The sequence below is a fragment of the Pseudomonas sp. HY2-MNA-CIBAN-0224 genome (genome assembly GCF_040310285.1).
Classification (GTDB): Bacteria; Pseudomonadota; Gammaproteobacteria; order Pseudomonadales; family Pseudomonadaceae; genus Aquipseudomonas; species Aquipseudomonas helleri.
Map to the genome: position 1 here is coordinate 1 of NZ_JBEOPQ010000091.1, position 13,852 is coordinate 13,852.

The following is a 13,852-nucleotide window of genomic DNA, read 5'->3' on the forward strand; positions in this document are numbered from 1 at the left end:
GAGGTTTACATCCATGCCGAGCGGGACAAGAACGTTTACATCAAGCATGACAACACGACGTTTGTGGGCAATGACCGGAAGGAGGAAGTAGGCAATGACGAACACCTCTGCATTGCACATGACCAGTCCAATGAGATCGGACGAGACCGCTCGCTTTCCATCGGGCGTAACCATGAGGTCAGCATCGGCAAAGACCTTTGGCAGCAGGTCGGCAATGATCGCTACGACTCCACCACCGCCAATCACCAAAGCGAAGTCGGTGGCCACAGCCAAAGCACAATCAAAGGCCAGCATCGTTTGACCGCAGGCCAAGGCATGCATCAAGCCACCACGGTCTATCAACTGCAGGCCAGTGAACGCGTGGTGTTCCAGGGCCCCGGCGGCAGTATCACGCTGGATGCTCAGGGCATCCATCTCAATGGCGTTGCAATCACCTTGCAGGGCCCGGTGACGGCTAAAGCAGCGGGTGAAGGTAATGCCCTGGCGCTGACGTTGCTGCCCGATACAGGCCAGACCTGCGTGGAGAAAAACCGATGACCCCGGCCACTGTTCAGGCATTCGTCGCGCAACACCATGCGCCCGACGACACGCTGTACTTGCTGCTCGATCTTTCGGCTGACTGCGCCTCGGACGACCCGTTGCACATTGAGGCGTTGCGTCAAACCCTCGGCCGGGAAGCCATTACGCCCCTGCTGCGTCCCGATCTGATGCATACGCCATTAGCTTGCCCCGTGCTCGTGACTCTGGCCGAGCCGGGCAGGTCGCCCTCACAACAGCTGTTGGCACTCTCGGCTCTGCGCGCAAAAGATGATTTTGCCCGCCACAAACGCTATGTGTGTGGCTGGCTCAGCAGTGGCGCCAGTGCACAGACCGTCAGCGCCCATGTCATCGCTCTGGGCCAACTGACGCAGGGGCAGACACGCACGTATTTCCCGGTGCATGAACCCCTTCGCCTGGAGTTGCTCGTCGCCACTTACCGTCGTAATGAACCGGGGCCGTGGTGGCCAGTTCGACACTGGCTGCTGCCCACTAGCAGCGGCGACAGCGGTGTGCTGACAGGCATCCCCGATCAGGGTTCTGCTCCCGACGAGCGCGCTTACGCCATACAGCAGGATGTGCCCATGGTGTCTGCACTGCTGAGCAGTTGGCGGCGGGCGCTGCAAGTGCCACTCACCTATGCACCTGATCGCTGGAACGGCCCTACAGCACTCCCGCCGCTAGCCGCTGCAAAGGCTTACATGCAAATCCGCCAAGCCCGCACGCTGGGGCTCGCACAACAACCCGACCTCCTGACACTGGCTTTGTTCCACCTGATGCTGCACCCGCGCCTGCATGAACATGCCGGCGTTCGCGGCGTGATCAAGCAGGCTGTCCAAGAACAGCGACCGCTCAGCACCTTGTTTGCTCTCTTCAACGACAGCGCCTGGAGGCAGGTTGTGGAGGATTTATTCTATGCCGGAGCTTGTCCATGACTTTGGGTACGCAATTCAATATCGCCATCAGCGAAACAGCCGTATTAACGGACCGTTGCAGGGCCTGTCAACGTAAGGGCCTGCCCATTCTGCCGTTGCGCCACGCCCTCGTGCCGCGCTCACGGGATGAACAAACCCGACCCGATACCGTACAAACTGATACGCGCATGGGGTTGCGCACCTTGCGTGCGGGCTACCTCTACGTGCTGCTGGATCGTTCGATCTGGCAGGCTTATCAGGTGACGCCGGACGGCTATTTGCGCCAGTTCAACCCCTACGAGCCAGCGCCCGCCAACGAGGCTTCTCTGTCCGATGCATGCGTCAGCGCCCATCACGATGGCCCGGCATCGTTCCTCAACATAGACACCGACAAACACACCACCGCCTGGCTGGCCTTTGCTAGTGACCCTTGGCCCGCCAGCGTGCTGGACGGTTACAAAGCCGGTCGCGCTCCAGAGCGCTTTCAAAAGCTCGACCTCGCCAGCGCACGCGATAATCCGGCCAGCGTCGGCCTGGCCATGAACACTGAAAACCTGCAGGTGGACAAGCAGGTCTACGAGTACCAAGCGCATAAAACCGCAGCCTCATCCGCAGTCCTTGCACTTAACCCTCCGGTAAAAGACTGGCGCTTCTACGAGCACTCACAACAAGCGCACACGCCGTATTTTGATAGCGTGCACGGGTTCTGCAGCCGGGCCCATCGTGTAGGCGCGCTGAAGGGCTTTGTGATTGGCGCCATCGCGACCCATAAACTCCAGCAAGGCGTACTGGCCTTTGTGCTGGATGACACTATCGGTCTGGTGCAGGAATACAACGGCCTGCGTAACGGCTGGATCGAGACCCGACAGCAGTGGATGAGCGAGCCAGAGCGGGCCTACAAGTACCAGACCTCTCAGCTGTTGCTGGCTATCCGCGTCGTAAACCGTGAAACCGCTGACAATCAGACACCGCCAGCGATTGATCCTGTCAGTGGCGATGGACCACCGGACTTTTCCAGCCCCGAGGTGCAACGCGAACGACTCGTACGGCAAAGAACCCTGAGCGCCGATGAGGCGCTGGAAGAGCGTTACGACGAACAAGCCCGCGCGCTGTTTCAGCGACTTTATGAAGAGGAGTTGGCGAACTACCAGCGCTATATCGATCAGAGCGCACACGCCTACGTTGCCGCCTGCCGCTCACAGCAGTTTGTACGAATCGAGCAACATGACTACGACGGGGCCAATCGCCCGTCAGGGCTGGCCTACTGTCAAACCATGGCACGCTGCCTGGAGGGCGGCATCAGCGAGGCGCCGCCCCCGCAAGACAAAGGCTCACACACCCAGAGCCCTCCTGCAGACACCGGCCCCACGGCATCACTGTGGAGCGATTGGCTTAAAAATCCGCAAAGCCCGGTCTATCGCGCCCTCTTAGTCCGTGACAAAAAACTACTGGCAGACCTGCTGCCCAGCTTTAACGCTGAGACAGATGAGAGTGAGTGGAACGACACTGAAAAGCTCTATTCCACGATTGTCGCGCTCATCGGCAGCGACGAGTTCAAACACTCTGTTCGCCCTCATCTGCAACTGGCCATGGCGCAACTTCTGGGGGCGCTCAACAGCGCGGCGGCCCGCTTGCAACCGGCACTCAGCCCGGCTGTGGCGCGTGTTGTGTCGCGTCTTAACAGTGCCGTGCAACTGCTCTATAACGGCGTGCATCTGACCCAGCTCAAAGTGACGATGACTCTGGGTCAGTACTACGCCCTGCAATCCGAATACCTGCGCAGCCTGCAACAAAAAGCCGCTGATGCCATCGACCGCACCTGGGACAGCGCGAAAGACAAGTTGGGCGAGATCGACCATGAGGCCCGCCAAGCGCGCAAACAGGTACGCCCGATCATCCAGAACGGCCTGCTCAGCCTGGCGGTGTTGAACCCTAAAATAGCTGACCATGCCGTGACCATCAGCGTTTGGGTCGAAGGTAAAGTCACCGAACTGCAAGACAGCCTGATGCGCCAGGCCAACCTGGGCGTGGATCATCTGGGCCGAAGCGCACACGCCTTGCTGGTGAACGTCACCGTCGGTTTTGGCACCCTCGACCCGCAAACGCGCAAGCTGCTGCAAGGCCTCAAAGTATCAACCCAACAAGCGGCGCACTGGGTGCGCACCGGCTTTACCGGGCTGCGCGGTGTCGCCACCAGCAGCGAACTGCTGCTGGCCATTGGCGGCCTCTACTTTGCCAGCGACTCATTGAAGAAGAACATTGAAGAAGCGGAAAAGGCCATTGGGGATAAATCCGATGAGGCCAGGTTGGCGCTGTATGGGAGTAGTTTGGGGGTGTTGGGTGGCGGGGTTGAGATTGTGGGCATTGCACTGGAAGCTAGCTCAAGCCGACTACAAAAAAGCAACGCACTAAACCCTGCCCGAACAGCAAGGTTTAAATCCCTGGCTAATACCGGACGCTTGCTGGCTAGAGCCGGTGCGACAATTGGCGCAGTTGCTGGTTTATATGATGCGACACAGGCGGGATTTGCAGCTAATCGCAGCTCTAAGGGAGGAGACAGGAATGCGTCACTAGGGTATGGAGTCTCTACGATGCTTTTAGGCGGTGGGGCAGGGTTCGGTATCTGGGCAGCTGTTGCAGGTGCAAGCACGCTACTTGGTCCACTTGGGGTAGCGATACTCCTCGGCATGGCCGGATACGCATTCCTCAAATGGGCTGAAGGGCAGGAATCAACACCTCTCGAGCGCTGGGCCCGCCGCTGCTACTTCGGTTATCACAATGAAACACCGCCCATTCATTGGAACAAACCTGAACATGCCGCCATGGCCATTGCCGAACTCAACGCCGCGACCATGGGGGTTGAAGCGGGCGTCAACTTCAGCTTGCGACTCGCCGAAACCGACTCTCCCGGCAACATGGGCAAGAGCTCGACAATCCTCAGGCGACAACTGGAATATCGCCTGGTCCTGCCGCTCTTCGATGCCGAGCGTTCGGCGTATCGCTGGTCACTTACGGTCCATCGCCACGGCGATGGTGCGGCCGATCAGTACTTGGGCGGTGAAGTCGTGGCGCAAGGCAATTTGAACCCGCCCGAACTGGCGACGCCGGCGAGCAAGCGTCAAACAGCACTGGCCGTTCCCAAACTGCCGAAAAAGCCGGATTACCAAGCCAACAGCACCACACCCACCCTAAATATTCGGACAGTCACGTCCGCCGATGCCCGCACGCTGCAAGTAAAAGACATCAAAGGCGCAATTGAGCTGCTGCCCGATAGCCGTCGACACAACATCGAAGCGGCCACTTTGTCCCTGACCTACTGGCCAAATCGCGACATTCTCGATGCCTATGCGGAACTCACTTTAATGGATGAGCAGTAAACCACATGGCCTGCCTGCTGTTAGTGCACTCATTTCGTATCTGTCCTACGGCAAACCTTGCTGAAAGCCATTAACACTGAACTTCACCTTTTACGACTGGCAGCCTCCTCAAAAGATCGAAGAGGCAAATGGCACTTATCTGAACTGGAAAGAACGCATGTTATTTAAAACACCTCTACTCGATAAACCGGCCCCGGGCTGGAAGCACGATCTTCCTGGCCCTAATGAGCCTCCATCTACAGAACCTTACCCGCCAGTACTCACTAATCCACCCAATCATATTGATGATGTTTATCTTGAGCTAGCACGTGCCACTATAAGAATGCGCGGGATTGGCATTTTGCTAACGCCCTTTATGTTTTTGCTCTTCTGTATGGCTCCAACCGCTTTAATTTCATATGTAATTGATACGGGGAATATACCTCCGCTTACTCCAAGTATCTTCTTGATTATTGCGGGCGCTATAACGCTATGGGCGGGCATGTACTTCTGGAGAATGGACACTTCAGCCCCACGCGACGAGCCCATCCGTTTCAACCGCGCTCGACGCAAGGTCTATGTCTACCGCTTTCGTCGTAACGGCCTCAAACCCTTCAGCCGCAGCGCCTGGGGGGCTCGCGCTGAAGTGTATGACTGGGACAATCTGCACGCCGAAGCCTGCAGCATTTATGGCGCCATGGGCAGCGGCGGCTCGATCCAGACAGTCACGCTGGCAGTACTGGAACCCGGTACCCATAAGGTAGTCGACCGTTTTCACTTCGCCCACGATATCCAGCAAGGTGAAATGTACTGGGCCATGGCCCAGCTCTTTATGCAGCAAGGCCCGCAAGCGCTGCCGTCGTTCCCGCGCACGCCCCGTGACTGGAACAACGAAAAAATACGCTTCAACCTCGCCCGCCGCCTAGCGCCCAAAGTGCACTGGCCAGAGGCTATCGACCTGGAGTCGCGCTCGGCGCCGTCGACACACGGCTAACCATCATATTTCGTTCGCCCTGTGGCTGCCTGCTCACTGCGAACTGGAACGTACTTATGCTATTTAAAACACCTCTACTCGATAAACCGGCCCCGGGCTGGAAGCGTGATTTACCGGGGCCAAACGAGCCTCCATCCATAGAGCCTTACCCGCCAGTACTTACTAATCCACCCAATCATGTTGATGATGTGTACCTTGAGTTGGCGCGCGCCACGATGAGGGTTCGGGGTGTTGGTATTTTAATAGGGTCTTTTCTTTTGTTGCTTTCTATGATTCCACCTCTCATATGGATTGTTCTTTTTAGAGCAACGGAAAACATCCCTTCTTTGGCTTTTTACTTCTTCGGGCTATTTGCGTTTATAGCTCCCCTATGGGCGGGTATACACATCTGGAGAATGGACACTGAAGCCCCACGCGACGAACCCATCCGTTTCAACCGCGCCCGACGCAAGGTCTATGTCTACCGCTTCCGTCATAACGGCCTCAAACCCTTCAGCCGCAGCGCCTGGGGGGCACGCGCTGAAGTGTATAACTGGGACAATCTGCACGCCGAGGCCTGCAGCATTTATGGCGCCATGGGCAGCGGCGGCTCGATCCAGACAGTCACGCTGGCAGTACTGGAGCCCGGTACCCATAAGGTAGTCGACCGTTTTCACTTTGCCCACGATATCCAGCAAGGTGAAATGTACTGGGCCATGGCCCAGCTCTTTATGCAGCAAGGACCGCAAGCGCTGCCCTTGTTTCCGCGCCCGCCCCGTGACTGGAACAACGAAAAAATACGTTTCAACCTAGCCCGCCGCCTCGCACCCAAAGTGCACTGGCCAGAGGCTATCGACCTGGAGTCACGCTCGGCACCGCCAGACGAAAGCTAGCCTCCGTCCTGACCCTGCCTTACGGTCAGCGCTTCACCTTGCGACATCATCCATTTGAGCAGCGCGCTTACCGGCACCCGATGAGTGCGCTCAACCCAGTGCACGTCGTCGAGGCTGTAATGCTCAATGTAGCGAGTGAGCACGATTTCATCCCGATCATCCGACAGGCACAGGCTGGTTTCACTGCATTGCAGGGTGGCGGTGTCACTTTTTACCAGCCGTTGCTCCAGCAGCATGGGCGAATTATCAGCAGACATGGCACACCTTCTCGATCGCGGGAGGCTGATGCTCGCACCCGCGTTTTGCGCGTGTATGTCTGCTTTGTTGCCAAGTTGAAATATATGACGGGGCGCGCTGAATAGTTTTAGATATGAATTCTTACAGAACTTAAGTGATGCGCCGGTGAGCAGTCTGTTGATCGTAGACGATGACCTTGAGGTCCTTGCGCTACTGAAAAAATTCTTTGAGCAGCACGGTTATTCGGTGCAGGTCGCTATCGATGGCGCGGCGCTGTGGGCGGCCGTGGCGATCCAGTCACCCGACTTGATCATTCTTGACTTGATGTTGCCCGGAGAAAATGGTCTGGCCCTGTGCCAACGCCTGCGCCAGCAGTATTCCACGCCCGTTATCATGCTGACCGCCATGGGCGAGCTGAGTGACCGGGTGGTTGGCCTGGAAATGGGGGCCGACGATTACCTGAGCAAACCTTTTGACGCCCGCGAGCTTCTGGCCCGAGTGCGTGCGGTGCTGCGCCGGGCGGCCGACAGCCAGCCGGTGACCGGCGAAGTGCCGCGACCAATGCTTGTGTTTGCCAACTGGCAACTGGACCTCACGCGCCGCGAGTTACGCTCTCCGCAGCAAGTAATGATCCCGCTGTCGGCGGGCGAATTTGATTTGCTGCTGGTTTTTCTGGAGCACCCGCAGCGCATTTTGACCCGTGAAGTGTTGCTGGACCTGGCCCGTGGCCCTGCCCACGAAGCGTTTGATCGCAGCATCGACGTCCAGGTCAGCCGCTTGCGGCGCAAGCTGGAGTTCGACAGCAACGGGGTAGAGATGATTCGTACGGTACGCAACGTCGGCTACCTGTTCACACTCGGCGTGGTTCGTAAGTGAAGCGCTGGTTGTCAGGCTGGAGCCTGCGCAGGCACGACACCCTCACGCGCTGGATCGCCCTGACCACGCTTGCCGCCATGCTCACAGCGCTGGCCTTCAATGCCCTGTTTACCCAACTGGCAGGTGTTTGGGCTTACCCGCCCTTGAGCGAAATAGGCTTGCTCGAACGCACCGCGTTAACCACTCATATGATCGAAGCCGCGCCCCCTGAGTTGCGTGCGCATCTGGCAGCCACGGCGAGTAACGCCAAATCCACCGTTAGTTGGCACGCCACGCATCAAGAAATGAACTTGCCGGCGGTCCATGATGATTTGCGTCGAACCGTCACGCCCGAGGGCAGGCAACTGTTGGACAAACCTGACCAGCAACTGGAGGTTTATCACCCCGACGATTGGCCGCAGGGACACGGTTATTACGCCTTGGTCGTGCAATTGTCTGATGGCTCCTGGTTGATGTTCAGCGCAGCAGCGCGCAGTTGGGGGCTGGGGGAGTGGCAGCGCAACTTGATCCTGATCGTTCTGGTGCTGATCTCCACCGTGCTGGTCGCGTTGATTGCGACGCGTCATCTGGCCAAGCCGTTGCGGCATTTTGCCGAAGGGGCCCGGCGTTTCGGCGCAGACTTTGGCGCTCCGCCGATTGAACCGGTTGGGCCCATAGAAATCCGCCAGGTGATCGTTGCGTTCAATGCCATGCAAGGGCAATTGCAGCATTTCATCAACGACCGTACGCAAATGCTGGCGGCCATTTCCCATGACTTGCGCACGCCGCTGACGCGCATGCGTCTGCGCGGCGAGTTCATTGAAGACTCCGAGCAACAGCAGCGGCTGTTTCGCGACGTCGACGAGATGCAGGCCATGATCAATGCCAGCCTGGAGTTCTTTCGCGACGACGCCCGCCTTGAGCAGGCGACTTCATTTGATCTGGCAGAACTGCTGCGAACCCTGACGGACGACTACCGCGATCAGTCCATCGACATCGCAATCAGCAGCCCGCAGCATCTGGTCTTTTTTGGTCGGCCCATGGGCATCAAGCGAGTGGTGGGCAACCTGCTGGACAACGCCGTCAAATACGCTCAAGAACCGACGATTGAGCTGAGCGCAGACGACCAGCAGGTCACCTTGCTGGTACTTGACCGAGGCCCGGGGATTGCACCTGAGAGCCAGGAACAGGTGTTCGCACCGTTCTTTCGCCTTGAAGGCTCGCGCAATAAAAACACCGGCGGGGTGGGCTTGGGCTTGTCAGCCGCCAGAGCAATTGTGTTGGGGCAGGGCGGCACGCTAACCCTCTGCAATCGCCCTGACGGCGGGCTCGAAGTAAAGGTGCTGCTACCGGTTTTGCACGGTAAATAACAAGGCCGCCACCAGCGCGCACACTGCGCAGAGTGCCCAAAGCGCTCCCCATCCCCACTGGCTCACGGCGGCAGACGCAACGAGGGGCGCGAGGAACAAACCGAGGAAGGCGCCACTGTTGCCCATGGCGATGGCCGTGCCTGAGCGTTGGGCCCCGGCAAGGGTGGCCAGTTCGGCGTAGGCCACACCGTGCCAGATCGACACCAGCGTACCGGCAACGATCAGCACAACGGGCAGTACAACGCTGGCCAATGCGGAAGGCATTGGCAGTACGCCGCTGGCGATGCTTAGCCCCAGGAACGCTGCGGCGCTGAACAAGGCGCAGGCTTTTAAAAAGGTCGGGCGGTTGTTGCGTTGATCGGTCCAGTGGCCGCTCCACAAACGGCCGACAATGGCCCCCGCCTGGATCACTGCCAGCGTCAACGAAGCCGTCGCCACGCTCAGGCCGACGCCATCGTGGAAGAACACTACGGCATAGGTCACCAGAGTGAATTGCGGTGCACACAGCAGGCTGATGGCGAGCACGGCGCGCCATACGTTCAGATCACGCAGCGGGCTGATACGCTTGAGCGCAGGCTTGGCCTGGGCGATTTCAGGCTCATGAATCCAGCGCCAGACCAGACCACTGCACAGCAGGCACAACGCCGCGGCAGCAGCAAACACCGCGCTGAACCCATAGGTGTGGGCGAGCCAGGGCAAAACGATTGCGCCCAATGCGTAGCCGCTGGGCACGGCGGTTTGCCGAATGCTCATGGCCAGCCCGCGTTCGCGCTCCTGAAACCACAGCATGATCGCCCGGCCACTGGCGCCGTTGACGCTGCTGCCCAACACGCCGGTGGCGAACAGCCCAAGACATAACCCCAACGCTGTGGGGGCATGCCCAGCAAAAGCCGCGAGCAAGAGTAAAGACAGTGCAGCGCTCAACAAGCCTGTCAGCAGCACAGGGCGGTCGCCCCAACGATCGGTCAGCAAACCCCAGGGGATTTCACTCACGGCAATGCCGAGCCCGAGAATACCCAGTGCCAGCCCCAGTTCACTGTTCGACAACTGATAGCTGCTGCGCAGATACACCGCCGTGGCCGGTACACCGCCGACCACGCAGGAAAAACTGACGTTCGCGCCAACTCCCGCAGCCAGTACTTTCCAGCGATGTTGTTGATTGAGTGGCATTGACGCTCTCCCGTTGGGTGACTTGTGAGCGGTCAGCGTCCCATGCCATGATCGTGCGAAAAATCAATTAATTTTTAAAATAATCCCGAAAAACAGGATGATTATGCGGCCAGTCAGTTTCGACCTTGATGTGTTGCGCAGCTTCGTCTGCGGGGTTGAGTCCGGCAGCTTTGCGGCAGCGGCGGACAAGCTGGCGCGCTCGACATCGGCCATCAGCGCCCAGATGAAAAAGCTCGAGGCCCAAGTGGGGGTGCCGTTGTTGCGCAAGGCGGGCAGGGGGCTTGAGTTGACTCAGGCGGGCGAGCAATTGCTGGACTATGCGCGGCGCTTGCTGAGTCTGAATGACGAAGCGCTGTTTGCGGTTTCAGAGGCGTCCCTGCAAGGTTGGGTGCGATTCGGCCTGCAAGAAGATTTGAGCGGTTTTCTGCCCTCGGTGCTGGGGCAATTTGCCCGTGCCCATCCGCAGGTTCGGGTCGAGGCGCAAATTGCCCGCAATGCCGATTTGCTCAGCCGCCTGGAGTCCGGTGCGCTGGACATGGCAGTGGTGTGGGGCGAGAGCGCCCGGCGCAGTGAAACCATCGCCCGTTTGCCCATGCGCTGGATCGGCTCCGAACAGCAGTCGCTCGCCTGGAGAGCCCATTCAGCGGAGCCTCTGCCGCTGATCATGTTTGACACCCCTTGCCCGTTCCACACGGCGGGCACCGAGGCGCTGAGCCGTCAAGGCATCGACTGGCGCGTGGCGTTCACCAGCTCCAGTTTGCCCGGCCTGGCAGCCGCCACCCAGGCAGGTCTGGGCTACACCATCAGAACCCGCCTGGGCTTGCAAGCTGGCACCTGCGTGCTCGATGAGCAGCACCTCGGATTGCCGGAACTGCCGAGCATCGCCTTGACCTTGCGCTATCAGCAGGCGGAAAGATCCGTGGCTGTCGAGCGCTTGTCACGCATCGTTCTGCAGGCAATCAAGCAGCAACTGGAGTGAGTGTTCTACTCACCAGACCGCGTCTGCGCTGGCGCAGTCATGTCCGGTCGACGGCTCAAGGCCAGCACTGCCAGCCCTCCTGCTAGTGAAACACCGACCAGCAAGCCCATCGCCGCCTGAAAACCCGACAAAAAAACCGTCTGTGTCCACACATCTGCGGACGATGTGGCCGAGGTATACAGCGCCGTGGCAATCGTCACGCCCAGCGCGCCGCCCAGGTTATGCAAGGTCCATGACGTGCCCATCGCGACTGCGCCCAGTTGCTCTGGCACCGAAGACAAGGCCGCCATGGTCGAAGGGCCGAGCATGCATCCCCAACCGATGCCCATACTGGCAAATGCCAGCAACACCGTGGACAGATCACTGTTCAGGGTAAAACGCGACTGAATCAGCGCCGACAGCGCCAGAAACAGCAGGCCCGCAATCAACACCGGCGTGGTGGTGTAGCGATCAACCAGTCGTCCGGCGAGCGGGGATACTGCAGCCATCACCAAGGTAGTCGGCAGGAGCATCCAGCCAATGCCCGCGTTGTCCTGCCCGCGGATAAAACCTAGATACAACGGCATGAGAAAAAACGCCGCGCAGTAAAAAAACGCCAGGCAAAACGTCGCAATACTGGCCGCTATAAAGCGCCGGTTAGTAAAAATCCCGAGGTTTACCAACGGTTGTTCAGCCCTTAGCTCGATGCGAATAAACAGGGCCAGCAGCACCGCCGTGCCCCCCGCCAGCAGCAGCGTCTGAACAGACCCCCAGCCCCATTCACCGGCATGGCTGATCAACAGCAGCAGGCCGGGGATGCCCAGCATGAGCAGGAGCAAGCCGGGGATGTCGAGCTTTTGCGTCGTTGCAGGTGGGCGTGAGGCTTGCAATTGCCCCAGGCACAGCGCAAAGGCGAGCACGATCAAGGGCACATTGAGCAAAAACACCGAGCGCCAGCCCCATGCCGCCACCAGTAACCCGCCGGCAACCGGGCCCGCTGCCAGCCCCAGGCCATTGGCGGCAAACAGAAGCCCCAGGGCCATGCCGCGCTGCCGGGGCGCGAACGCATCGGCCACCAGGCTGGCCGAGGTGGTGTAGAGCACGGCGCAGGACAGCCCTTGCACAAATCGCCAGGCAATCAGCATGCCGATTGAAGTCGACAAGCCAGCACCCAATGACGCCAGGGCAAATACCAGCATGCCGGTATACAGCGCGCCACGGCGGCCATACAGATCCGCCAGCCGCCCGGCTGCGACCATGAATGAACAGAGCGCCATGACAAACATCGTCACCACCCATTGGCTTTGATCGATGCTCGCATTCAACTCGGTTTGAATCGCCGGTATCGCGGTGTTGACGATGGTGAAGTCGATACAGCCCAGAAAGCTGGCAATGGAAATGCCCCCCAACGCCAGCCAGCGGCTGTGGGTTTTGATAGCAGAAGACATGGCAGACAAGACTCGTGCAAAAGTAGTTTGCGTATTTTATCTGTGAGGTTTAATCCGCAGTTCAGCTATAAATACCAAGCTCTCAGGACTAGAAGTCTCAAATAGAAAAGGCCTCAGCCATGGTTTCAGTAGAAGGATTGACCGGTATTCAAGCGTTCGTCGCGGCTGTGCAAACCGGCAGTTTCAGTGGCGCTGCCCGCCAATTGGGGCAGACACCTTCGGGCATTGGCAAAGCGGTCTCGCGGCTTGAACAACGGCTGGACGCGCGATTGCTGCACCGCACCACCCGCAGCCTGTCGCTGACGGATGAAGGGCTGGCGTTTTATGACAGCTGCGTGCTGGCGCTGGAGGAATTACAGCGCGCGCAGTCCTCTTTGAGTGAGCGTCGTCGCGTGCCTTCCGGGCGATTGCGCGTGGCTGTTCCGGTCTTGCTGGGGCGCTACTGGATTGCGCCGTTGCTCTTGAAATTGGCAGCGCAGTACCCGGCACTTGAACTTGAAATGGTCTTCTCCAGCCGCGCGGTGGACTTTGCCGAAGAGGGTTACGACCTGGCGGTTCGCATTGGCACGCTGGAAGACAGCACCACCTTGGCGGCCAGACATATAGGCAGCCAAAGCCTGGTGGTATGTGCGTCACCGGCCTATTTGCAGGCGCATGGTCAGCCGCAATCTCCCGCAGACCTGGCCAGCCATGCCTGCATTGGAACGCTGCGCAACGGGCGTGTCGAGGGCTGGCATTTTAGCGGCTTGCCGGGCCGCACGAGCCTGTTGCAACTACCTGCGCGATTGCGTCTGGGGGATATGGAAGCCGTTGCAGCTGCGGCTCTCAACGGCCACGGAGTGGCACAGTTGCCCGGTTGGTTGGTCGATGCACAGATCAAGACGGGTGCCTTGGTGGCGTTGTTGCAAGCGTATCAGGCACCGGGTTTGCCGATTCATGCGGTATGGCCAGCGTCCCCAGCGATGACCGCCCGGGTTCGCATCGTCATAGACCTGCTGCGCGAGTCACCGCTGCCGGGTCGTGCGCCTGTATGAGTACCAGGCGCGCCTCAACCCCCCCGAGCTGCCGCCCCGTCTTCGACGCCGCGCTGTCGCGCAGCAAACAGGCCGCCGAATATCTTCAGCATCCCCCAATCGGTTCC

Annotated in this window: 12 protein-coding genes; 9 read left to right on the forward strand and 3 right to left on the reverse strand. The window is 59.2% G+C overall.

The features are described 5' to 3' along the window. The 5 genes from AAEZ03_RS24365 to AAEZ03_RS24385 form a co-directional block, all read left to right on the forward strand. The coding region (locus tag AAEZ03_RS24365) for a bacteriophage T4 gp5 trimerization domain-containing protein (RefSeq protein WP_502947944.1) at positions 1-537 on the forward strand (537 nt) is incomplete at its 5' end. After that, complete coding sequence (locus AAEZ03_RS24370) at positions 534-1,472, forward strand: hypothetical protein (RefSeq protein WP_350582143.1); 939 nt, start codon at positions 534-536, stop codon at positions 1,470-1,472. The genes AAEZ03_RS24365 and AAEZ03_RS24370, both read left to right, overlap by 4 nt. Beyond that, positions 1,469-4,828, forward strand: a complete 3,360-nt coding sequence (locus AAEZ03_RS24375) for a T6SS effector BTH_I2691 family protein (protein WP_350582145.1) — start codon at positions 1,469-1,471, stop codon at positions 4,826-4,828. Before AAEZ03_RS24370 ends, AAEZ03_RS24375 begins: the two co-directional genes overlap by 4 nt. A gap of 373 nt (positions 4,829-5,201) precedes the next feature. Further along, positions 5,202-5,801, forward strand: a complete 600-nt coding sequence (locus AAEZ03_RS24380; RefSeq protein ID WP_350582147.1) for a DUF6708 domain-containing protein — start codon at positions 5,202-5,204, stop codon at positions 5,799-5,801. Positions 5,802-6,070: 269 nt separating this feature from the next. Beyond that, a complete protein-coding gene (locus AAEZ03_RS24385) occupies positions 6,071-6,673 on the forward strand; it encodes a DUF6708 domain-containing protein (RefSeq protein WP_350582157.1) in 603 nt (200 codons plus the stop codon). On the opposite strand, the gene AAEZ03_RS24390 is transcribed toward AAEZ03_RS24385, so the two are convergent. Continuing rightward, positions 6,670-6,930, reverse strand: a complete 261-nt coding sequence (locus tag AAEZ03_RS24390) for a hypothetical protein (RefSeq protein WP_350582148.1) — start codon at positions 6,928-6,930, stop codon at positions 6,670-6,672. The two genes, AAEZ03_RS24385 and AAEZ03_RS24390, sit on opposite strands and share 4 nt — an antisense overlap. Positions 6,931-7,075: 145 nt before the next feature. Here AAEZ03_RS24390 and AAEZ03_RS24395 point away from each other — a divergent pair, with 145 nt between their 5' ends. Beyond that, a complete protein-coding gene (locus tag AAEZ03_RS24395) occupies positions 7,076-7,786 on the forward strand; it encodes a response regulator (RefSeq protein WP_350582150.1) in 711 nt (236 codons plus the stop codon). A 77-nt stretch (positions 7,787-7,863) separates the two neighbouring features. Next, a complete protein-coding gene (locus AAEZ03_RS24400) occupies positions 7,864-9,135 on the forward strand; it encodes a sensor histidine kinase (protein WP_350582159.1) in 1,272 nt (423 codons plus the stop codon). Here the strand turns inward: AAEZ03_RS24400 and AAEZ03_RS24405 are convergent. Further along, a complete protein-coding gene (locus AAEZ03_RS24405; protein WP_350582152.1) occupies positions 9,112-10,305 on the reverse strand; it encodes an MFS transporter in 1,194 nt (397 codons plus the stop codon). The genes AAEZ03_RS24400 and AAEZ03_RS24405 overlap by 24 nt on opposite strands. A 103-nt stretch (positions 10,306-10,408) precedes the next feature. On the opposite strand from AAEZ03_RS24405, the gene AAEZ03_RS24410 reads away from it, so the two are divergent. After that, the gene (locus tag AAEZ03_RS24410; RefSeq protein WP_350582154.1) at positions 10,409-11,284 is read left to right on the forward strand and encodes a LysR substrate-binding domain-containing protein; all 876 of its coding nucleotides are present in this window, start codon (positions 10,409-10,411) and stop codon (positions 11,282-11,284) included. Between the two features lie 5 nt (positions 11,285-11,289). On the opposite strand, the gene AAEZ03_RS24415 is transcribed toward AAEZ03_RS24410, so the two are convergent. Then, complete coding sequence (locus AAEZ03_RS24415) at positions 11,290-12,711, reverse strand: MFS transporter (protein ID WP_153335713.1); 1,422 nt, start codon at positions 12,709-12,711, stop codon at positions 11,290-11,292. Between the two features lie 119 nt (positions 12,712-12,830). On the opposite strand from AAEZ03_RS24415, the gene AAEZ03_RS24420 reads away from it, so the two are divergent. After that, on the forward strand, positions 12,831-13,745 hold the full coding sequence (locus AAEZ03_RS24420; protein WP_123749491.1) for a LysR family transcriptional regulator: 915 nt from the start codon (positions 12,831-12,833) through the stop codon (positions 13,743-13,745). Positions 13,746-13,852 lie beyond the last annotated feature (107 nt).

Bases quoted from the DNA above. Each gene is read 5' to 3' on its own strand.
- AAEZ03_RS24370 (WP_350582143.1), top strand. From the start codon at position 534: ATGACCCCGGCCACTGTTCAGGCATTCGTCGCGCAACACCATGCGCCC.
- AAEZ03_RS24375 (WP_350582145.1), top strand. From the start codon at position 1,469: ATGACTTTGGGTACGCAATTCAATATCGCCATCAGCGAAACAGCCGTA.
- AAEZ03_RS24380 (WP_350582147.1), top strand. From the start codon at position 5,202: ATGGCTCCAACCGCTTTAATTTCATATGTAATTGATACGGGGAATATA.
- AAEZ03_RS24385 (WP_350582157.1), top strand. From the start codon at position 6,071: ATGATTCCACCTCTCATATGGATTGTTCTTTTTAGAGCAACGGAAAAC.
- AAEZ03_RS24390 (WP_350582148.1), bottom strand. From the start codon at position 6,930: ATGTCTGCTGATAATTCGCCCATGCTGCTGGAGCAACGGCTGGTAAAA.
- AAEZ03_RS24400 (WP_350582159.1), top strand. From the start codon at position 7,864: ATGCTCACAGCGCTGGCCTTCAATGCCCTGTTTACCCAACTGGCAGGT.
- AAEZ03_RS24405 (WP_350582152.1), bottom strand. From the start codon at position 10,305: ATGCCACTCAATCAACAACATCGCTGGAAAGTACTGGCTGCGGGAGTT.
- AAEZ03_RS24410 (WP_350582154.1), top strand. From the start codon at position 10,409: ATGCGGCCAGTCAGTTTCGACCTTGATGTGTTGCGCAGCTTCGTCTGC.
- AAEZ03_RS24415 (WP_153335713.1), bottom strand. From the start codon at position 12,711: ATGTCTTCTGCTATCAAAACCCACAGCCGCTGGCTGGCGTTGGGGGGC.
- AAEZ03_RS24420 (WP_123749491.1), top strand. From the start codon at position 12,831: ATGGTTTCAGTAGAAGGATTGACCGGTATTCAAGCGTTCGTCGCGGCT.